Below are 20,248 nucleotides of genomic sequence, written 5' to 3' on the forward strand. Positions count from 1 at the left end.
GTCGGAAGCGCCGCGGCCCGGCACAATAGTGGCGCCCCACCCTCTCCCTTGGGGAGGGTGAGGGGCCGCCGCGAAGCGCCAGCACCCGTGTCCCGCAAATCTCGCCGCCTTCGGCCCGGATCCTCCCGCAAGGGAGGGTTCGGAAGGCGGCGTCGGGGGCAGACGTCTCCTTCGGCGAGACGCACGGCGCATTCTTGCCTATGGTTCTGGCCGGCCCGGAGGGGCCCCATCGAGAAGACCCAACGGACCCGTAAAGATGGCCTCAGCCGCCGACGACACCCTGACCCTCGCCGCCGAAAGCGAAGCCCCCCGCGCCGGCTCGCGCTTCATGCGCCCGGTGGAGGCGCTCGCCGCCCTCCTTCTGGTGGTGGTGGTGTCGCTGCTTCTGGCGGGCGCGCTGTCGCGCTATCTGCTTTCGCTGCCCATCATCTGGGGTGATGAGGTGGCGTCCATCGCCTTCATCTGGCTCGCCATGCTCGGCTCGATCATCGCCATCGACCGCAACGAGCATCTGCGCCTCACCCTGTTCCTCAAGGCCCTTCCGGACGGCGCGCGACGCTTCGTCGACACCTTCGCCCTGCTGCTGGTGGCCGCGCTGCTCCTCGCCCTCGCCTACCCGGCCTATGACTACGCGTCGGAAGAGAGCTTCATCACCTTGCCGGCGCTGGGCATCGCCGGCAGCTACCGGGCGGCGGCATTGCCGGTGGGCATCTGCGCCATGGCGGCGCTGGCGGTGGCCCATGCGGTGCGCCGCGCCAGCCTGCGCGACCTCGCGCTCTCCCTCGCCATCATCGCCGCCGTGCTGGGCGCCCTGTGGCTGGCGAGCCCCGCCCTCATCAAGGCCGGCAACGGCGCCATTGCCCTCTTCCTCATCGGCTTCGTGGCGCTGGCGCTCGCCGCCGGCGTGCCTATCGCCTTCTGCTTCGGCATCGGCACGGTGTGCTATCTCGCCTTTGCCACCCATGTGCCTCTGCTGGTCATGATCGGCCGCATGGACGAGGGCATGAGCAGCCTCATCCTTCTCTCCGTGCCCGTCTTCGTGCTGCTCGGCTGCATTCTCGATTCCACCGGCATGGGCAAGGCCATCGTCGATTTCCTCGCCTCCCTGCTGGGCCACGTGAAGGCCGGCATGTCCTACGTGCTGCTCGGGTCGCTGTTCGTGGTCTCGGGCATCTCCGGCTCCAAGGTGTCGGACATGGCGACCGTCGCCCCGGCCCTCTTTCCGGAGATGAAGCGCCGCGGCCACAAGCCGAAGGAGATGATCGCCCTCCTCGCCACGGGCGCGGCCATGGCGGACACGGTGCCGCCCTCCATCGTGCTCATCGTGCTCGGCTCGGTGGCCGGCGTCTCCATCGCGGCCCTGTTCACCTCCGGCTTCGTGGTGGCCATGGTGCTGCTGGCGGCGCTGGCGGCGCTCGCCCGCTTCAAGGCGCGGGACGAGGACATGACCGGCGTGCGCCGGCCCACCATGGCGATGGTCTGGCGCACCGCTCTCGTGGCCATTCCGGCGCTGGTGCTGCCCTTCCTGATCCGCAGCGCGGTGTCCGGCGGCGTCGCCACCGCCACGGAGGTCTCGACCATCGCCGTGGTCTACGCCCTGTTCGTCGGCATCGTGCTCTATGGCGGCATCAGCCTGAGAACCTTCTACGGCATGCTGGTGGAGACGGCGGCCCTCACCGGCGCTATCCTCGTCATCCTCGCCTGCGCCGTCGCCATGGCGTGGGCCATCACCCAGGCCGGCATCGCCGGCTCGCTGGCCGATTTCATGGCCGGCCTGCCGGGCGGCTGGATCGGCTTCATGGCGGTGAGCATCCTCGTCTTCCTGGTGCTCGGCTGCATCCTGGAAGGCCTGCCGGCCATCGTGCTCATGGCGCCGCTGATGTATCCCATCGCCCGCAAGCTCGGCATCAACGACGTGCATTATTCCATGGTCATCGTCACGGCCATGAACATCGGGCTGATGACCCCGCCCATCGGCATCGGCTTCTATCTCGCCTGCAAGATCGGCAACGTCTCGCCCGACGAGGCCATCAGCGCGATCTGGCCCTATCTCGTGGCGCTCTTCGCCGGCCTCATCCTCGTGGCGGCGGTGCCCTGGATCTCCATCGGCCTTCTGTGAGGCGCCTCGCGCCGGCGAGCGCGATCGCGCGCCTCAGGGCTCGAGCCGCACCACCACGCCCTCGTTGGGCCTGAGGTCGATGGTTCCGGCCACGTGCTCCTCCGCCCGGTCGCACCAGGTGGATAGCAGGATGCGCCCGGCCACCACCATGTCCGGGATAGTGGCGCTCAAAGGCTCGCCGCCGAGGTTGAGCGCCACCAGCAGCGTCTCCCCCTCCCCCTGACGCAGATAGGCGAGGAGATCGCCCGCCGCCGTGAGCGGCAGCCAGGAGCCCACCGAGAGGGCCGGATGGCTGCGCCGCAGGGCAAGCAGCGCGCGCGTGAGCGTCAGCATGGAGGCCGCCGCCCCCTGCTCCGCCTTCACGTTCACCTCGGTGTAGTCGTCCGCGAGCGGCAGCCACGGATCCACGGTGGAGAAGCCGGCGAAGGGACCATCGTCCCACTGCATGGGCGTGCGGGCGCCGTCGCGGCCGAGGCCGAGGCCGGGCACGTTCTTCTCGAACGGGTCCTGGATGCGGTCCGGCGGGATCTCCACCTGGGTCATGCCGATCTCGTCGCCGTAATAGAGCGTGGGGGTGCCGCGCAGGGTCAGAAGCAGCATGGCCGCGACGCGCGCCTGATCGGGCCCGAGCCGGCCGGCGACGCGGGGCCGGTCATGGTTGGAGAGCACCCAATTGGGCCAGCCTCCCTCCGGAATCGCCGCCTCGTAGGCTGCGATCAGCGGCGCCAGAGCGCGCGCGGTCCAGGGCGCGTTCAGCAAGGTGAAGTTGAAAGGCAGGTGCACGCCGTCGTTGTTGGCACCGTAATAGGCGGCGATGCGGTCCAGCGGCAGATAGGCCTCCCCCACCAGCACCCGCCCCGGATAGGCGTCGGCCACCGCGCGCATGCCGGCGATCACCCCCATCAGCTCCGGCCGGTCGCCGGTGTAGAGATGGATCAGCGCCGCGTGCGGGTTCATCCCGCTGGTGAAATCCGGATTGGGCGGATTGTCGCGAAATTCCTCGTCCTTGACGACATGCCACAGCGCGTCGACGCGGAAGCCGTCCACGCCGCGGTCGAACCAGAAGCGCAGCACGTCGTGCATCGCTTCCACCACAGTCGGATTGCGCCAGTTGAGGTCCGGCTGCTCCTTCAGGAAGGCGTGGTAGTAATATTGCTTGGTCTTGGCGTCGTATTCCCAGGCGCTGCCGCCAAATTCCGACAGCCAGTTGTTGGGCGGCCCGCCGTCGGCCGCGCCGTCGTGCCAGATGTACCAGTCCCGCTTGGGATTATCCCGGCTGGAGCGCGATTCCTCGAACCACGGATGAGCCTGCGAGGAATGGTTGGGCACGAAGTCGAGGATGATCCTGATCTCGCGCGCATGCGCCGCGGCGATCAGGCGGTCGAAGTCGTCGAGCGTGCCGAACAGCGGATGGACGTCTGTATAGTCGGCCACGTCATAGCCAAAATCGTCCATCGGCGAGGGATAGATGGGCGAAATCCAGATGGCGTCGATGCCGAGCTCGGCGAGATAGTCCAGACGCGAAAGGATGCCGGCGAGGTCGCCGACGCCGTCGCCGTTGGCATCCTGAAACGAGCGGGGATAGATCTGATAGATCACGCCGGACTGCCACCACAGCGGCCCCGGCCGCACCTGTCCCGTTCCGTCCGCCGCCATGCGCAAGCCTCCGCTCGGTCCGGCTCCGCACGCCGGCCTCCCCTGGAGAAGTGTCAGCAGCTTGGTTCGGTTTCATGACGCGGACAGGGCACGAGGTTCAATCGGGCGATACAGCGCTCTAATCTCGTCGGCGATTCGGAGCGGACGGGGCCGGCATGGATCGGGTGGACTGCATCGTGGCGGGGGCGGGCGTCGTCGGACTCGCAGTGGGGCGGGCGCTGGCGCAGGCCGGCCGCGAGGTGGTGGTCGTGGAGGCGGCGGACGCCATCGGCACCGGCACGTCCTCGCGCAATTCCGAGGTCATCCACGCCGGCATCTATTACGACCCCGGCAGCCTGAAGGCCGAGCTGTGCGTGAAGGGCCGCGACCTGCTCTATGCCTACTGCGCCAGCCACGGCGTCGGCCACAAGCGCATCGGCAAGCTCATCGTCGCCGCATCCCCCGAGGAGGTGGGCTATCTTGAAAAGCTGGCGAAGACCGGCGCCGCCAACGGCGTCAATGACCTCGTGCTGCTCGACGCGGCGCAGGCAATGGCGCTGGAGCCCGCGCTGGCGGTGCACGCGGCGCTGCTCTCCCCTTCCACCGGCATCGTCGATTCCCACGGCCTGATGCTGGCCCTGCTGGGCGACATGGAGGCTGCGGGCGGCATGCTGGCCCTGTCGTCGCCCATCGTCTCGGCCGGGTCGGACGCCGAAGGGCTGGTGGTGCGCACCGGCGGCGCCGAACCGCTGACGCTGGGCTGCCGGCTGCTGGTGAACGCCGCCGGCCTCGATGCCCCGGCCCTCGCCCGCGCCATCGACGGCCTGCCGGCGGACGCCGTGCCGCGCGAGACCATGGCCAAGGGCAATTATTTCACCTGCGGCCGCAAGGTGCCGTTCCGCCACCTCATCTATCCGGTGCCCGAGCCCGGCGGCCTCGGCACCCACCTCACCCTCGACCTTGCGGGCCAGGGGCGGTTCGGTCCGGACGTGGAGTGGGTGGGCGAGCGGCGCTACGAGGTGGACCCGACCCGCAAGGGCGCCATGATGGCCTCCATCCGCCGCTATTGGCCGGACGTGCGCGAGGACGACCTTTCCCCCGGCTACAGCGGCATCCGGCCCAAGATCCCGGGCGTGGACGGGAAGGCTCCGGATTTCGTCATCCAGGGGCCGGCGGACCACGGCGTGCCGGGGCTCATCAACCTCTTCGGCATCGAATCACCGGGGTTGACGAGCTGCCTCGCCATTGCGGAAAGGGTGGTGGAGGTGGAGGTGGCGGTGGTGGAAGGATAGGGCGGCATCGCGCCCGCTTCCGCGCCCCCGATCCTCACCGGCCGTCGCCCTCCGGCTTGACCGGAGGGCCCATGGTCGCGCTTGTTCCGGTGTCCGCGCGATGGTTCTGGCGGGGGGATGGACCCTCCGGTCAAGCCGGAGGGCGACGGCGGTTTAGGTCCGCGCCAAGCGAGAACATCCTGCAAACACAGAAGCGCTACCGGTCAGGAGCAGTCGGTCCCCCCAAACAAAAAGGGCAGCGGCCGGAACCGCTGCCCTCTTCGAAATCCCGTCGCGGACGGCCCTCAGGCCAGCTCGGATTCCTTCTCGCGCTCCTTGCGCTTGCGCTCGTTGGGATCGAGGTAGCGCTTGCGCAGGCGGATGGACTTGGGCGTCACCTCCACCAGCTCGTCGTCCTGGATCCAGGCCAGCGCGCGCTCCAGCGTCATGCGGATGGGCGGGGTCAGGCGCACCGCCTCATCCTTGGAGGTGGTGCGGATGTTGGTGAGCTTCTTGCCCTTCAGCACGTTCACTTCCAGGTCGTTGTCCCGGTTGTGGATGCCCACCAGCATGCCCTGATACACCTTCCAGCCCGGCTCGATGATCATCGGGCCGCGGTCTTCCAGGTTCCAAAGGGCATAGGCCACCGCCTCGCCGGGCTCGTTGGCGATCAGCACGCCGTTGATGCGGCCGGCGATCTCGCCCTTGTAGGGGGCGTAGCCGTGGAAGAGGCGGTTCATGATGGCGGTGCCGCGCGTATCGGTGAGCAGCTCCGACTGGTAGCCGATGAGGCCTCGGGTGGGGGCGTAGAACACGAGGCGCTGGCGGTTGCCGCCGGAGGGGCGCATCTCCACCATCTCGGCCTTGCGCTCGCTCATCTTCTGCACGACCGTGCCGGAATATTCCTCGTCCACGTCGATGAGGACTTCCTCGATGGGCTCCATGACGGCGCCGGTGGCCTCGTCCTTCTGGAACACCACGCGGGGCCGCGACACGGCGAGCTCGAAGCCCTCGCGGCGCATGGTCTCGATCAGCACCGCAAGCTGGAGTTCGCCGCGGCCGGAGACGAAGAAGGAGTCCTTCTCGGTGGACTCTTCGATCTTCAGCGCCACGTTGCCTTCCGCCTCGCGCAGCAGGCGATCACGGATGACGCGGCTCGTCACCTTGTCGCCCTCGGTGCCGGCGAGCGGCGAATCGTTGACGATGAAGGTCATGGTGACGGTGGGCGGGTCGATGGGCTGGGCCGCCATGGGCTCGGTGACTTCGAGCGCGCAGAAGGTGTCGGCGACCGTGCCCTTGGAGAGGCCGGCGATGGCGACGATGTCGCCCTGCACGCCTTCCTCGATGGGCTGGCGCTCAATGCCGCGGAAGGCGAGGATCTTGGAGACCCGGCCCTGCTCCACCAGCGTTCCGTCCTGCGCCAGCACCTTGACGGACTGGTTGGGCTTGATGGAGCCGGAGGTGATGCGGCCGGTGATCATGCGGCCGAGGAAGGGGTTGGCCTCCAGCAGCGTGCCGATCATGCGGAACGGGCCGTCGTCCACGGTGGGCTCGGGCACGTGCTTCAGCACCAGGTCGAACAGCGGCGCCATGCCCTGGTCGGACGGGCCTTCCGGGCTTTCGGCCATCCAGCCGTTGCGGCCGGAGCCGTAGAGGATGGGGAAGTCGAGCTGCTCGTCGGTCGCGTCAAGCGCCGCGAACAGGTCGAACACCTCGTTGATGACCTCGGTGGCCCGGGCGTCGGAGCGGTCCACCTTGTTGATGGCCACGATGGGACGCAGGCCGATCTTCAGCGCCTTGCCGACCACGAACTTGGTCTGCGGCATGGGGCCCTCGGCGGCGTCCACCAGCACGATGGCGCCGTCCACCATGTTCAGGATGCGCTCCACCTCGCCGCCGAAGTCGGCGTGGCCGGGGGTGTCGACGATGTTGATGCGCGTGTCCTTCCAGACCACCGAGGTGGCCTTGGCGAGGATGGTGATGCCGCGCTCCTTTTCCAGGTCGTTGGAATCCATCACGCGCTCGGCCACCCGCTGGTTCTCGCGGTAGGAGCCCGACTGCTTGAGCAGCTCGTCCACCAGCGTGGTCTTGCCGTGGTCGACGTGGGCGATGATGGCGATGTTGCGCAGCTTCATGGGCCGTCCAGCACGAAAACGCGGGTCCGAAGTGCTCGGGCCCGCCTGAGAACAGGGATATTGCGGCGCAAAATACACACAAACCGATCAAGATCAATGCGCGCGCCGCGGCGAGGCTGGGACACGACGGCCGGGCTCAGGCTTAAACCTTGTCCGCGGCCTTCGCCTGGGCCATTGCCAAAGGCGTGTCGCCGGGCGGTTCCGGCAGGGGTGGACCATGGGCGAGTCATTCGTCATCGGCGTTCTGACCAGCGTGCTCACCATCGCCATTCAGGCGCTGGCGACCATCCTCGCCATCCGGCTGGTCCGGCTCATCGCCCGCCATCTGCCGCCGCGCCAGCGGGTGGGCGCCCTGGTGCTGGTGATGGCGAGCGCCGGCACCATGCTCACCCTTGCCCATCTCGTGGAGGTGGCCGTCTGGGCGCAGCTCTACGCGCTGGTGGGGGCGGTCCCGATGGAGGATGCCTATTACCTCGCCTTCGTGAACTTCACGACGCTCGGCTACGGCGACATCCTGCCGGCGCCGGACTGGCGGGTGCTGGGCCCCTTCGCCGCGGCAAACGGCATGCTGCTGTTCGGCTGGTCCACTGCCGTCCTGTTCGCCGTTCTCACGCGCTCCCTGCACATCCTGCATTTGCGGTAAGGCCGTCCCGCCCGGTGCGCTATAATGGCGGCAGGCGAGGAAGCTTCAGGCCGCATGACCCTGGTGACGAACAAGATGCCCGAAACGCCCGCCATGGGCCTGCCCGACGCGGAAGCGGCGGCGCGGACCATGGCGCAGCATCCCTATTTCGCGGATTTTCCCAAGGCGGAGCTCCGCGCCCTCATCGCCGACGGCGAGTGGATCGAGGCCGAGCCGGGCACGCGCCTTATCCGGCGGGGCGATCTCGGCACCTTCGCCTTGCTGGTGCTGGAAGGCACGGCCGGGGTCACCATCGACACGCCCTATGCCCATGTGGAGCTGGCCCAGCTCGAGGCGCCGGCCGTGGTGGGCGAGATCGCCGCCTTTACCGGCGTGGCGCGCACCGCCCATGTGGACGCGCTGACCCCGCTGCGCGCCGTGCGCCTGCCCGCCGCGGCGCTGGAGGCGGCCGGGCGGGCCCATCCGGGGCTGCTGTCCGCGGTGATGCGCCAGTTCGGCCACCGGTTCGAGACCTTCAACCGCGCCTTCGGCTTCTACGCCAACGCGCTGAACGCGCTGGAGCGCCGCGACTTCGACCTGCGGCTGCTCGACGAGCTGCGCAATCCCCTGCCGGAGCTGGAGGACTTCACCCAGTCCTTCCGCCGCCTCGCCGAGGCCATCATGACCCGCGCGGCGGAACGGCGGGAGATGGCGAATGCCGCCGCCATACAGCGCTCCATGCTTCCGGCGCCCCTGCCCGAGGCGGCGCTCGCCGGCCGGGCGGAGATCTTCGCCGCCATGCAGCCGGCCAAGGAGGTCGGCGGCGACTTCTACGATTATTTCGTCCTGGACGGGCACCGTCTGGTGGTGACGCTGGGCGACGTGGCCGGCAAGGGCACGCCGGCGGCGCTGTTCATGAGCGCGACGCAGACGGCGCTGCGCATGGTGCTGAGGAGCGAGCCGGACCTCGCCGTGGCGCTCGCCCGCGTCAACGATCTGCTGTGCGCCACCAATGGCGAGGACATGTTCGTCACGGTGTTCTGCGGCGTGCTCGACCTCGACACCGGGATCCTGACCTACTGCAATTGCGGCCATACGGACTGCATGATCCTGCGGGCCGACGGCACCCTGGCGCGCCCGCTTGCCACCGGCATGGCCCTCGCCATCATGGCCGGCGCCCGCACGCGAGCCGAGACGGTCCGGCTCGAGGCGGGCGACCGTCTGTTCCTGTTCTCGGATGGCCTGACGGACGCAGTGGATGCCGCCGAGGCGGTGTTCGGCGAGGCCCGCCTCGACGCCGCCGCCACCGCGCTGCGCCATCTGCCGCCGGACGGCTTCATCACCGCCCTGTTCGACCACATCACCGCATGGTCCGGCCCGGAGCCGCAGTTCGACGACATGACGGCGCTGGCGGTGACGCTTCGCGGCAATGCGGGCGCCGGTGCTGATTAGGCGAAACGCTGGCCGCCCGACGGCGAGCGCCGATCATCCTCCGCAGGAAGCCGGAAGGTGACGACCAGACCACGATCCTTGTCCCGGTAAATGCCACTATCGAGGACATGCTCGTCTTCCTCGTTGAGCGACCATCGGGGGACCCCAGTGATCTCCTGGAACGCCCACAGTCGGAATTCTGCCCGGGAGAGTTCGGAGCGGGGCTGGAGACATCTCCCATGGGCCGTGTTGTTTTCCACGGTGCACAACGGAGTGTATCCGTCGGGGCACGTCATTGTTCCCCCAGGCGGGTTGTCGCATGTACACGTGTCCGCCATCAGACCCTCCTTACAATGTAATTTCCACTCACAAGATCCACCGTATATGACGGAATACTTCCGGATGGTGCGAGGTATTGCAGGCCGATCAAGGCATTTTCGACACTTTTAAATCTGTACTCTTGAGGGGCGATTTTCTGATGAAGAGCTGATGACGTGAAGCCTTTAATCGTCACAGTTACGCCTGCCGCCTGACGAATCAGATCAACGGCCTCTTCGAACGTGCATCCCGGCAGAAACTTGAGGCACCAGGATGTGATCCCCGATCCCGGCATCCAGCGGACCACCGCAACTGACGCCGCGATCAGAGCAAGACCGATGATCGTTGAAGCCCAGACGGGCACGTCAGTCCGCGATATGGGTCGGCCGGTCAAATACTCGATGGCAGCATATGCGAGATCAGCCCACCACGGGCTCGAAATTGCGCCAACCGCAAGGGCGCCAAACGCGATCGCAATGCGCGGATACGCACTTCCCCGTATCCGCTGCCACAGGCCCACAATCCTTTCGATGATCGCGAGCAATTCCTCGATCCAAGGACGCATCGGCACGTTCACCTAAAAGCGGATGCCGCATTGCGCGAGAGTGTGCCACAGCACACTTAAAAGTCGAGTTCAAGTTTCGTCGGGGCGTCCTCAGGACGGCTCGAACACCCGCGCTGAGGCACCCTCGCCCGACGGCCGCGCGGCGCTGCGGCGGAAGGCGGCCGGGGTCATCCCGAAGCGGGCCTTGAAGGCGCGACCGAGGTGGGAGCCGTCGGCAAATCCAAGGTCGGCGGCGATGCGGGCGGCGGAGAATGCCGTATTGGCCAGCATCCAGCGGGCGTGACGAAGGCGCAGCGCGAGATAGCTTTCCTGCGGGCTCTCCTTCAGCCGCTCGGCGAACAGACGCTCAAGCTGGCGGGCTCCCACCCCCAGCGCGGTGGCGAGGGCAGCAACGGTCAACGGCTCGGCGAGGTTCTGCTCCATCAGAAGCAGCGCGCGGGACACCCGGTCGTCGCCCACGCTCCCCTCGGCGAGGCGCGGCGCCGGCTGGGCGCTCTCGGCCGCGCGCGGCCGGTCGATGAGCAGGATGTTGAGCGCCTTCTGCGCCGCCGCTGCACCGAGATGCTCGGTCACCAGCCTGGCCGCAAGGTCCGCTACGCCGGCCCCGCCGGAGCAGGTGATGCGATCGCGGTCCACCACGAAGAGCTGGTCGGCCACCGGCACCAGAGCCGGAAACTCCTCCAGGAAGTCATGGTAGTGATACCAGCTCACGCAGCATTTGCGCTGCGCCATCAGCCCCAGCCGGCACAGCACGAAGGATCCCGTGCACACGCCGATCAGCGTCACCCCGGCCGCCGCCGCCCGCGCCAGATAGGCTCCGATGGCATCCGGCAGAGGCGGCGTGCCGTGCAGCAGGCCGCCGACCACAGCGATATAATCGAAGCCGGCGGGGTCGGCGAGATCGCTGCCGGGCTGGATATCGATGCCGCAGGAGGAGCGCGCGGCACGCCGGTGCGGGCTCATCACCTGCCAGGAGCAGTCGATGGGGCGCGAGCGATCCCCCTCGTCGGCGGCGAGCCGCAACACGTCCACAAAGCTGGAGAAGGCCGTCAGGGTGAAATTGTGCATCAGCACGAAGCCCACGCGGAGCTTCGCGGTCTCACCGGCTCGGAAGGGGCGCAGATGTCGCATCTGTTATAGACAATGTCGCAGGACGACGGGACCGGCAAGCCGACACCCGTCATGATGCAGACGCGTCCGTTCGCACGACACGCGGGGTGCCGCCGCCGCGTGGCGCCGGCCGGACAAGGACGCGCAGGCGGAGGAACGGGATGACCGGGGTGTTCGACCTGTTCAAGATCGGCATCGGGCCCTCGTCGTCCCACACGGTCGGCCCCATGGTGGCGGCGCGCCGGTTCCGCGAGGCGCTGCCGGAGGGGGCCGCGCGCATCACCGCCGAGCTGTTCGGCTCGCTGGCCTGGACCGGCAAGGGCCACGGATCCGACCAGGCCATCTTCCTCGGCCTCATGGGCGCGCGCCCCGACACCCTCGACCCGGACGAGGTGCCGGCGCTGGTGGCGAAGCTCCATATCCGCAAGCAGATCGACCTTGGCGCGCGGACCCTCGCCTTCGATCCCGAGCGCGACCTGACCCTTGATTTCGACACCCTGCTGCCGCTGCACTCCAACGCCATGCGCTTCCGCGCGCTTTCGGCGACGGATGAGGTGTTGGCCGAGCGGGTGTTCTATTCCATCGGCGGCGGCTTCGTGGTGGAGGAGGGCGAGCCCCGCGAGGCTGAGGGGGCGAACGTCCCCCACCCCTTTTCCACCGCCGCGGAGCTGCTTTCCGCCTGTGCCCGCTCGGGCCTGTCCATCGCCGGACTGCAGATGGCCAACGAATGCGCGCTTCGCCCGCCCGGCGAGGTGGAGGCGGGGCTCGACGCGCTCCTCGCCGCCATGTTCGCCTCCATCGACCGCGGCCTGGCGCAGGACGGCGCCTTGCCCGGCAAGCTCAGGGTCCGGCGGCGGGCCAAGGCGATCCGCGAGAAGCTGGAGGCCGACCGCGTCGCCAACCTCAGGCCCCCGCACGAGATCATGGACTGGGTCTCGGTGTTCGCCATGGCGGTGAATGAGGAGAATGCGGCCGGCGGGCGCATCGTCACCGCGCCCACCAACGGCGCGGCAGGCATCATCCCCGCAGTGCTGCGCTACGTCCGCGACATCTGCCCCGGCACCACCCACGCCCAGCTGCGCGACTTCCTGCTCACCGCCGCGGCGGTGGGCGCGCTTATCAAGCGCAACGCCTCCATCTCCGGTGCGGAGGTCGGCTGCCAGGGCGAGGTCGGCTCCGCCGCCGCCATGGCCGCGGCGGGCCTCGCCGCGGTGCTGGGCGCCACGCCGGCGCAGATCGAGAATGCCGCCGAGATCGCCATGGAGCACCACCTCGGCATGACATGCGATCCCATCGGCGGGCTGGTGCAGATCCCCTGCATCGAGCGCAACGCCTTCGGCGCCAACAAGGCCATCGCCGCCGCCTCCCTGGCGCTGAGGGGCGACGGGGTGCACCACGTCTCCCTCGACCAGGTCATCGAGACCATGCGCCAGACGGGTGCCGACATGCAGTCCAAATACAAGGAGACCTCCCAGGGCGGTCTCGCGGTCAACGTCCCGGAGTGCTGAGGGCTGCCGCACGCTTTCGCCTACTTGTCGGATTCATTCCAGAAAATCGTCGCATGCGTTCAAGAGCGGTCGCCGGCCGGGGCGCATCATGCGCGGCGAAACATCGGGACAGAGGTCCATGCGCCGCTTCTCCATCTCCTCCCTTCTTTCCGAGGCGCTGAACGCCCACCAGGGCTGGAGCCGCCAGTGGCGCAACCCGGAGCCCAAGCCGGCCTATGACGCCATCATTATCGGCGGTGGCGGCCACGGCCTCGGCGCGGCCTATTACCTGGCGAAGGAGCACGGCCTCACAAACATCGCCGTGCTGGAGAAGGGCTGGATCGGCGGCGGCAACTCGGGGCGCAACACCACCATCATCCGCTCCAACTATCTCTATGACGAGAGCGCCGCCCTCTACGAGCATGCGGTGAAGCTGTGGGAAGGCTTGTCGCAGGACCTCAACTACAACGTCATGTTCTCCCAGCGCGGCGTGCTGATGCTGGCCCACACCCAGCACGACGTGCAGAGCTTCAAGCGCCACGTCTATGCCAACCGCCTCAACGGCATCGACAATGAATGGCTGACGCGGGAGGAGGCCAAGGCCTTCTGCCCGCCGCTGAACATCTCCCCCGACATCCGCTACCCGGTGATGGGCGCTGCCCTCCAGCGGCGCGGCGGCACGGCGCGGCATGACGCGGTGGTGTGGGGCTATGCCCGCGCCGCCGACGCGCTGGGCGTCGACATCCTCCAGAATTGCGAGGTCACGGCCATCACCCGCGGGCCGGACGGCGCCGTGACCGGCGTGGAGACCACCCGCGGCCCCATCCGGGCGAAGAAGATCGGCGTCTCGGCCGCCGGGCACACCTCCATGGTGATGGCGATGGCAGGCGTGAGGATGCCGCTGGAGAGCTTCCCGCTACAGGCGCTCGTCTCCGAGCCGGTGAAGCCGTGCTTCCCCTGCGTGCTCATGTCCAATGCGGTGCACGCCTACATCTCGCAATCGGACAAGGGCGAGCTCGTCATCGGCGCGGGCACGGACCAGTACGTGTCCTACAGCCAGCAGGGCGGTCTCCACATCACCACCCACACGCTGGACGCCATCTGCGAGCTGTTCCCCCAGTTCACGCGCATGAAGATGCTGCGCAACTGGGGCGGCATCGTCGACGTGACGCCGGACCGCTCGCCCATCATCGGCAAGACGCCGGTGCCCGGCCTCTATGTGAATTGCGGCTGGGGAACGGGCGGCTTCAAGGCGACGCCGGGCTCGGCCCATGTGTTCGCCCACACCATCGCCCGCGACGCGCCCCACCCCATCAACGCCCCCTTCACCCTCGACCGCTTCCGCACCGGCCGCCTCATCGACGAGGCGGCAGCGGCGGCTGTTGCGCATTGAGGCCCAAGATGCTGCTCGTTCCCTGTCCCTATTGCGGCCCGCGCCCAGAGGTGGAATTCCGCTGCGGCGGCGAGGCGCACATTGCCCGTCCGGCCGATCCCGACGCCCTCGATGATGCCGCCTGGGCCGAATATCTCTTCATCCGCAAGAGCCCCAAGGGCGTCCATGCGGAGCGCTGGCTGCACGCCCACGGCTGCGGGCGCTGGTTCAACGCGCTGCGCAACACGGTGAGCGACGCCTTCATCGCATCCTATGAGATGGGCCAGCCCCGTCCCGACAGCGCGGGAGGCCGCTGATGGCGCAGGATTTCCGCCTTGCGAATGGCGGCCGCATCGACCGGTCGCGGCCGCTGGCCTTCACCTTCAACGGCCGCGCCGTGGACGGCTATGACGGCGACACGCTCGCCTCCGCGCTGCTCGCCAACGGCATCCGGCTGATGGGGCGCTCGTTCAAGTATCACCGCCCGCGCGGCGTGCTGACCCACGGCGCGGATGAGCCCAATGCCCTGTTCAACGTGGACCGCGGCCCTGGCCGCGCCGATCCCAACAACCGCGCCACGATGGTGGAGGCGGTGGCGGGGCTCAAGGTGTCCTCGCAGAACCATTGGCCGTCGCTGGAGCACGACATCGGCCAGGTGAACGATCTCGTGGCGCCGGTGCTCACCGCCGGCTTCTACTACAAGACCTTCATGTGGCCGCGGTCCTTCTGGGACAAGCTCTACGAGCCAGCCATCCGCGCTGCGGCCGGCCTCGGCGTCGCTCCGGACGTGCCGGATGCCGACCGCTACGTCCACCGCAACGCCCATTGCGACGTGCTGGTGGTCGGCGCGGGGCCGGCCGGCCTCGCGGCGGCCCTGGCGGCGTCGGAGAGCGGCAAGCGCGTCATCCTCGCCGACGAGCAGGCGGAGATGGGCGGGAGCCTGCTGGCGGACCTCACGTCCGGCATCGACGGCCAGAGCGCATCGGCCTTCGTGACGGAAGCCTTGGCGACGCTCAAGACGCGGCCGAACGTGACACTGCTCACCCGCACCACGGCGTTCGGCTACTACAACCACAACCACGTCGTCCTCACCGAGCGCGTCACCGACCATCTCGCCATGCCCGATCCGAAGCTGCCGCGCGAGCGGCTGTGGCAGGTGCGCGCAAGCCAGGTGGTGCTCGCGACCGGCGCCCACGAGCGTCCGCTCGCCTTCGCCGACAATGACCGGCCGGGCATCCTGCTGGCCGAAAGCGTGCGCACCTATGTGAACCGCTACGCCGTCGCGCCGGGCCGGCGCATCGTCTTCGCCACCAACGGCGCCTCCGCCTATCGCGCTGCGGCCGATGCCAAGGCGGTGGGGCTGGACGTGACGATCGTGGACCTCCGCCCCGAGGCGGAGATCGGCCCGGAGCGCGCGCTCGTTTCCGGCATCGAGCTTCTCGCCGGCCACACGGTGGTGGGCTCCACCGGCGGCAAGGCGGTGAGCGGGCTGATCGTGGCGCCGCTGTCCGCCGGCCGGGTCGGCGCACGGCGCACGCTGGCCTGCGATTGCGTGGGGATGTCTGGCGGCTGGACGCCGGCCGTGCATCTCTTTTCCCAGTCGCGCGGCAAGCTCGCCTTCCGGAGCGAGATCGACGCCTTCGTGCCGGGCACCTCGGTGCAGGCGGAGCGTTCCGCTGGCGCCTGCAACGGCACCTATGGGCTGGGCGATATCCTCGCCGAGGGCTGGGCTGCGGGCGCCGATGCCGCGGGTGCGCCCGCCGCGCGGAGCTTCGCGACCGCGCCGCCCACCCCCACCGGCTTCAGGCCCGCACGGGTGCTGCCCACCGACGGCGATCCCAGGAAGGTGCGCGCCTTCCTCGATTTCCAGAACGACGTGACCGCCAAGGACATCGGCCTCGCCGTGCGCGAGGGGTTCGAGAGCGTCGAGCATGTGAAGCGCTACACCACCAACGGCATGGCCACCGACCAGGGCAAGACCTCCAACATGGCCGCCCTCGGCCTCGTTTCGGAGATCCTGGCGAAGGACATCCCGCAGGTGGGCACCACCACCTTTCGCCCGCCCTATACGCCCGTCACCTTCGGCGCCATCGTCGGCTCGGCGCGCGGGGAAACCTTCGACCCCATCCGCACCGCGCCGCTGCACGCGTGGGCGGTGGAGCAGGGGGCGACATTCGAGAACGTCGCGCTCTGGCGCCGCGCCTGGTACTTCCCGAAGGCGGGGGAGGACATGCACGCCGCGGTTGCCCGCGAATGCCGGGCGGTGCGCGAGGCCGTCGGCATCTTCGATTCCTCCACCCTGGGCAAGATCGAGGTGACGGGGCCGGATGCGGCGGAATTCCTCAACCGCATCTTTCCCAACAGCTGGCTGAAGCTGGCGAGCGGCAGCTGCCGCTACGGCCTGATGCTGAAGGAGGACGGCTTCGTCTTCGACGACGGCATCGTCGCGCGCATGGCGCCCGACCGCTTCCACGTCACCACCTCCACCGGCGGCGCGCCGCGCGTGCTCGCCCACATGGAGGACTATCTCCAGACCGAATGGCCGGAGCTGAAGGTGTTCCTCACCTCCGTCACCGAGCAATGGGCGGTGATCGCCCTGCAGGGGCCGCGCGCCCGCGCCGTGCTGGCGCCCTTCGTGGAGGGCATCGACCTCTCGCCCGAAGCCTTCCCCCACATGGCGGTGCGCGAAGGCACCATCCTCGGCGTGCCGACGCGCCTGATGCGCGTCTCCTTCACCGGCGAAGCGGGCTACGAGATCAACGTGCCGTCCGATTACGCCCGGGCGGTCTGGGAGGCGCTCTACGACCATGGCCAGCGCTTCGGCATCACGCCCTACGGCACCGAGGCCATGCACCTGCTGCGGGCCGAGCGCGGCTTCGTCATCGTCGGGCAGGACACCGACGGCACGGTGACGCCCGACGACCTCGGCCTGTCGGGCATGGTCTCCAAGGTGAAGCGGGATTTCGTCGGCAGGCGCTCGCTGGCCCGGCCGGATATGGCGCGGGCCGACCGCAAGCAGCTGGTGGGCCTCCTCAGCGATGACGGGCGCACGGTGCTGGAGGAAGGCGCGCAGATCGTCGCCGATCCGGCCCAGGCGCTGCCCATGACCATGCTGGGTCACGTCACCTCGTCCTATCTCAGCCCCACCCTCGGCCATCCCATCGCCCTGGCGCTCGTGTCCGGCGGGCGCGGCCGGCTGGGCGAACGGCTGCATGTCACCACCCCGGCCGGCTTCACGGCGGTGAAGGTGGTGGCGCCGGTGTTTCTCGATCCCGAAGGCAAGCGGGTGAACGGACCCGCGGAAGGAGCGCTCCATGTCTGAGCCGACATTCGCCCCGGCGCGCCGCACGCCGATCCTCCCGGCGGGCGGCGCCGGACTGCTGCGCGTCCTGCTGCCGGCGGATCGCCTCGTCCTTCGGCTGCGGGGCTTTTCCGGCGTGGCGGGCGGCTTCGACCTTTCCGGGCCGCTCAACAGCGTCCGCGGCACACCGGAGCGCTTCGCCGCGCGGCTCGGGCCGGACGAGTGGCTGCTGGTGTGCCCGCCCGGCGATGGCGCCATGGCGCAGGCCGCGCTGGCTGCGGATCTCGCAGGGCATTTTCACGCGCTGGTGGACGTGAGCCATCGCAACGTTGCCCTTGCGGTGAGCGGCCCCCATGCGGCGGAGATCCTCAACGCGGGCATCGCCCTCGACCTCACCGATGCCGCCTTCCCGGCGGGCTCGGCGACACGCACCCTGCTGGGCAAGGCCGAGGTGGTGCTGGTGCGCGCCGGCACGGACTACCGGGTGGAGTGCTGGCGCTCGTTCGCGCCCTATGTCCACGCCTTCCTGGGCGATGCCGCGCAGGCGTTCGACTGACCCGACAGAGCCGGTCTGCCTTCTCAGCTCAAGGGGAGCGGCAGCGGGTGAGGAGATGCGTCGGCGTGTGCCGCGGCACCGCGTCTCCATGCCCTCGGCAGCGCGCCGTCGTCCGCCGGCCGAGCTCCTACCGCTCGGTGAGCTTAAGCTCGATGCGGCGGTTGCGGGCGCGGGCGTCGTCAGAGGTGGCGGAATCGAGAGGCTGGAATTCGCCGAAGCCGGCAGCAATCAGATGCCCCGGGCTCACGCCCTTTGAGATGAGATACTGCACCACCGCGATGGCGCGGGCGGACGACAATTCCCAGTTGGAGGGGAATTGAGCGTTGGAGATGGGCCGGCTGTCGGTGTGCCCGTCGATGCGCAGGGCCCAGGGAATATCCGCCGGGATGCTCCGCTCCAGCTCCAGGATGGCGCCGGCGAGCTTGTCCAGCTCGCCACGCGCCTCCGGCCGGGGGGTCGCGGCGCCCGGATCGAAGAAGACTTCCGACTGGAACACGAAGCGGTCGCCCACGACGCGCACGTCGGGCCGGTTGCCGAGGATATCGCGCAGGCGGCCGAAGAATTCCGAGCGGAAGCGCGTCAGTTCCTGCACCCGCTGCGCCAGCGCCACGTTCAGGCGCCGCCCGAGGTCGGTGATCTTGGACTGGCTCTCGACGTCGCGCTTCTCGGCGATGTTGAGGGCCTCCTCCAGCGCCGCCATCTGCCGGCGCAGGGCGGAGATCTGCTGGTTGAGCAGCTCGATCTGGGCCGCGGCGCGGGCGGCGAGATCCTTCTGCAGGTCGACTTCGCGGGAGAGCGCCTGGGTGCGACCCTGGTCCGTCGGGGCGGGGACGGCGACGATCTGCCCGCGCAGCCGGTCGCGCTCGGATTCGCTCGCCTCAAGCGAGGCGCGGACCGAGGCGATCTCGCTCTCGCTGGACTGGGCGGTGGCGCGCTCCAGCGCCAGAAGGTCGGTGAGCTGGCGGATCTGCGCCTGGAGGCGCTGCATCACGTCGTCCTTGCCCGCCATCTCCTGGGTGAGGAAGAACTGGGTCAGCATGAACACCGACAGCAGGAAGATGAACACCAGGAGCAGCGTGGACAGGGCGTCCACGAAGCCGGGCCAGTAGTCGATGTGACGGTCGCGTCCGCGCCTGCCGAGGGCCATGCCGCGCTCCGCTCAGGACCGCCGCGCGCCGGGGGCGGGGGCGGGAGCCGGAGCGTCCGCCTCGTCCTCGATGCGGCGGAGGATGCGGCGCAGCTGCTCCTGCTGGGCGCCCTGGACCTCGATCATCTGCTTCAGCAGGGCCTGCTCGGAGCGCATGTGGGTGACGAGGCCCTGGAGGCTCTCGGCAAGCTGCGCCATGGCCGTGGTGACGCGCTGGGAGCCCGCCTCGGTCATGGTCTTCTCCAGCCGGCCGATGGCGGTGACGAGGGGGTCCATGTCGATGACCGGCGGCGGCAGCGCGAGCGGGGCGGCGGGCGCCGGCGTCATCAGAGGCGGCGGGGCGACGGTCCCGACCGGCACCGTGGCAGACAGGGGCGGCCGGGGCGCCTCGCGCGGCGTCTCGTCGAGGTCGCGGACGGTGGTGGAGAGCCAGTCCTCGAGGTCGGTATAGAAGCGGGTCTGCGCCTGGCCCGCCTGGAGGTCGAGGAAGCCCAGCACCAGCGAGCCGGCAAGGCCGAACAGGGAGGAGGAGAATGCCGTGCCCATGCCGCCCAGCGGCGCGGCAAGACCGCTCTTCATGTCCTCGAAGATCGAGCCGGCATCCGGCCCCACCTGCAGCGACCCGATGACGGCGCCGATGGACGACACCGTCTCCAGCAGACCCCAGAAGGTGCCGAGCAGGCCGAGGAACACCAGCAGGCCGGTGAGGTAGCGCCCCATGTCCCGGCTCTCGTCCAGGCGGGTGCCGATGGAATCGAGGATGGAGCGCATGGTCGCCTGAGAGATCGACATGCGGCCCACCCGGTCGCCCAGAAGCGCGGCCATGGGCGCGAGCAGGGTGGGCGGGCGCGCCACGGCAAGGCCGGGATCGGACAGGCGGAAGGAATTGACCCAGTCCACTTCCGGAAACAGCCGCGCCGCCTGACGGATCGACAGGATGATGCCGACCGCCAGCACACCGAAGATGACGCCGTTGAGCCCCGGATTGTTCAGGAAGGCGCTGACGATCTGCCGGTGCAGCACGGCCGCAAGGGCCGCGCAAAGCGCAAGGAACACCAGCATCCGCACCAGGAAGATGCGCGGGGAGGAGACCTTGATGAAGGGATCGACGACGCGCGCCATGCGGTTTCCTCGAACAGGGACGGGTCACGAGCGCAGAATCGGGGCGGGGTTGTGGCC

At 69.0% G+C, this 20,248-nt stretch carries 15 protein-coding genes; 9 read left to right on the forward strand and 6 right to left on the reverse strand.

Annotation, left to right across the window (positions count from 1 at the left end; genetic code table 11):
* Positions 1-256: 256 nt before the first annotated feature.
* Complete coding sequence (locus tag ABLE93_RS17250; RefSeq protein ID WP_348841083.1) at positions 257-2,119, forward strand: TRAP transporter large permease; 1,863 nt, start codon at positions 257-259, stop codon at positions 2,117-2,119.
* A gap of 33 nt (positions 2,120-2,152) precedes the next feature.
* Here the strand turns inward: ABLE93_RS17250 and ABLE93_RS17255 are convergent, their stop codons facing one another.
* Positions 2,153-3,775, reverse strand: a complete 1,623-nt coding sequence (locus ABLE93_RS17255; protein WP_348841084.1) for an alpha-amylase family glycosyl hydrolase — start codon at positions 3,773-3,775, stop codon at positions 2,153-2,155.
* A gap of 155 nt (positions 3,776-3,930) precedes the next feature.
* On the opposite strand from ABLE93_RS17255, the gene ABLE93_RS17260 reads away from it, so the two are divergent.
* Complete coding sequence (locus tag ABLE93_RS17260) at positions 3,931-5,046, forward strand: NAD(P)/FAD-dependent oxidoreductase (RefSeq protein WP_348841085.1); 1,116 nt, start codon at positions 3,931-3,933, stop codon at positions 5,044-5,046.
* Between the two features lie 284 nt (positions 5,047-5,330).
* On the opposite strand, the gene typA is transcribed toward ABLE93_RS17260, so the two are convergent.
* On the reverse strand, positions 5,331-7,160 hold the full coding sequence (gene typA / locus ABLE93_RS17265) for a translational GTPase TypA (protein ID WP_348841086.1): 1,830 nt from the start codon (positions 7,158-7,160) through the stop codon (positions 5,331-5,333).
* 217 nt (positions 7,161-7,377) lie between these two features.
* Here typA and ABLE93_RS17270 point away from each other — a divergent pair, with 217 nt between their 5' ends.
* Positions 7,378-7,803 carry an ion channel gene (locus tag ABLE93_RS17270; protein ID WP_348841087.1) on the forward strand — a complete coding sequence of 142 codons (426 nt, stop codon included), beginning with the start codon at positions 7,378-7,380 and terminating at the stop codon, positions 7,801-7,803.
* Positions 7,804-7,857: 54 nt separating this feature from the next.
* Positions 7,858-9,234, forward strand: a complete 1,377-nt coding sequence (locus ABLE93_RS17275; protein ID WP_348841088.1) for a PP2C family protein-serine/threonine phosphatase — start codon at positions 7,858-7,860, stop codon at positions 9,232-9,234.
* Positions 9,235-9,550: 316 nt separating this feature from the next.
* On the opposite strand, the gene ABLE93_RS17280 is transcribed toward ABLE93_RS17275, so the two are convergent.
* On the reverse strand, positions 9,551-10,108 hold the full coding sequence (locus ABLE93_RS17280) for a hypothetical protein (protein WP_348841089.1): 558 nt from the start codon (positions 10,106-10,108) through the stop codon (positions 9,551-9,553).
* 78 nt (positions 10,109-10,186) lie between these two features.
* Entirely contained in the window at positions 10,187-11,179 is a 993-nt protein-coding gene (locus ABLE93_RS17285; protein WP_348841090.1) for a GlxA family transcriptional regulator, read from the reverse strand.
* Between the two features lie 188 nt (positions 11,180-11,367).
* Between ABLE93_RS17285 and ABLE93_RS17290 the strand changes: the two genes are divergently transcribed.
* The 5 genes from ABLE93_RS17290 to ABLE93_RS17310 all read left to right on the forward strand — a co-directional run bounded on the left by ABLE93_RS17290 (position 11,368) and on the right by ABLE93_RS17310 (position 17,922).
* Complete coding sequence (locus ABLE93_RS17290; protein ID WP_348841091.1) at positions 11,368-12,714, forward strand: L-serine ammonia-lyase; 1,347 nt, start codon at positions 11,368-11,370, stop codon at positions 12,712-12,714.
* Positions 12,715-12,832: 118 nt separating this feature from the next.
* Complete coding sequence (locus ABLE93_RS17295) at positions 12,833-14,086, forward strand: sarcosine oxidase subunit beta family protein (RefSeq protein WP_348841092.1); 1,254 nt, start codon at positions 12,833-12,835, stop codon at positions 14,084-14,086.
* Positions 14,087-14,094: 8 nt separating this feature from the next.
* A complete protein-coding gene (locus ABLE93_RS17300) occupies positions 14,095-14,382 on the forward strand; it encodes a sarcosine oxidase subunit delta (RefSeq protein WP_348841093.1) in 288 nt (95 codons plus the stop codon).
* Positions 14,382-17,387, forward strand: a complete 3,006-nt coding sequence (locus tag ABLE93_RS17305; RefSeq protein WP_348841094.1) for a sarcosine oxidase subunit alpha family protein — start codon at positions 14,382-14,384, stop codon at positions 17,385-17,387. Before ABLE93_RS17300 ends, ABLE93_RS17305 begins: the two co-directional genes overlap by 1 nt.
* Entirely contained in the window at positions 17,380-17,922 is a 543-nt protein-coding gene (locus ABLE93_RS17310) for a sarcosine oxidase subunit gamma (RefSeq protein ID WP_348841095.1), read from the forward strand. The genes ABLE93_RS17305 and ABLE93_RS17310 overlap by 8 nt, the downstream gene beginning before the upstream one ends.
* Positions 17,923-18,049: 127 nt before the next feature.
* Here ABLE93_RS17310 and ABLE93_RS17315 read toward each other — a convergent pair whose 3' ends face one another.
* Entirely contained in the window at positions 18,050-19,069 is a 1,020-nt protein-coding gene (locus tag ABLE93_RS17315) for a peptidoglycan -binding protein (RefSeq protein WP_348841096.1), read from the reverse strand.
* A gap of 12 nt (positions 19,070-19,081) precedes the next feature.
* The gene (locus ABLE93_RS17320) at positions 19,082-20,191 is read right to left on the reverse strand and encodes a flagellar motor protein MotA (RefSeq protein ID WP_348841097.1); all 1,110 of its coding nucleotides are present in this window, start codon (positions 20,189-20,191) and stop codon (positions 19,082-19,084) included.
* Positions 20,192-20,248 lie beyond the last annotated feature (57 nt).

This window comes from Xanthobacter pollutisoli, from assembly GCF_040044995.1.
Lineage (GTDB): Bacteria > Pseudomonadota > Alphaproteobacteria > Rhizobiales > Xanthobacteraceae > Xanthobacter.

What these genes read in the sequence shown, in the direction of transcription:
- ABLE93_RS17250 (WP_348841083.1), top strand. Translation starts at nt 257, where the DNA reads ATGGCCTCAGCCGCCGACGACACCCTGACCCTCGCCGCCGAAAGCGAA.
- ABLE93_RS17255 (WP_348841084.1), bottom strand. Translation starts at nt 3,775, where the DNA reads ATGGCGGCGGACGGAACGGGACAGGTGCGGCCGGGGCCGCTGTGGTGG.
- ABLE93_RS17260 (WP_348841085.1), top strand. Translation starts at nt 3,931, where the DNA reads ATGGATCGGGTGGACTGCATCGTGGCGGGGGCGGGCGTCGTCGGACTC.
- typA (WP_348841086.1), bottom strand. Translation starts at nt 7,160, where the DNA reads ATGAAGCTGCGCAACATCGCCATCATCGCCCACGTCGACCACGGCAAG.
- ABLE93_RS17270 (WP_348841087.1), top strand. Translation starts at nt 7,378, where the DNA reads ATGGGCGAGTCATTCGTCATCGGCGTTCTGACCAGCGTGCTCACCATC.
- ABLE93_RS17275 (WP_348841088.1), top strand. Translation starts at nt 7,858, where the DNA reads ATGACCCTGGTGACGAACAAGATGCCCGAAACGCCCGCCATGGGCCTG.
- ABLE93_RS17290 (WP_348841091.1), top strand. Translation starts at nt 11,368, where the DNA reads ATGACCGGGGTGTTCGACCTGTTCAAGATCGGCATCGGGCCCTCGTCG.
- ABLE93_RS17295 (WP_348841092.1), top strand. Translation starts at nt 12,833, where the DNA reads ATGCGCCGCTTCTCCATCTCCTCCCTTCTTTCCGAGGCGCTGAACGCC.
- ABLE93_RS17300 (WP_348841093.1), top strand. Translation starts at nt 14,095, where the DNA reads ATGCTGCTCGTTCCCTGTCCCTATTGCGGCCCGCGCCCAGAGGTGGAA.
- ABLE93_RS17305 (WP_348841094.1), top strand. Translation starts at nt 14,382, where the DNA reads ATGGCGCAGGATTTCCGCCTTGCGAATGGCGGCCGCATCGACCGGTCG.
- ABLE93_RS17310 (WP_348841095.1), top strand. Translation starts at nt 17,380, where the DNA reads ATGTCTGAGCCGACATTCGCCCCGGCGCGCCGCACGCCGATCCTCCCG.
- ABLE93_RS17315 (WP_348841096.1), bottom strand. Translation starts at nt 19,069, where the DNA reads ATGGCCCTCGGCAGGCGCGGACGCGACCGTCACATCGACTACTGGCCC.
- ABLE93_RS17320 (WP_348841097.1), bottom strand. Translation starts at nt 20,191, where the DNA reads ATGGCGCGCGTCGTCGATCCCTTCATCAAGGTCTCCTCCCCGCGCATC.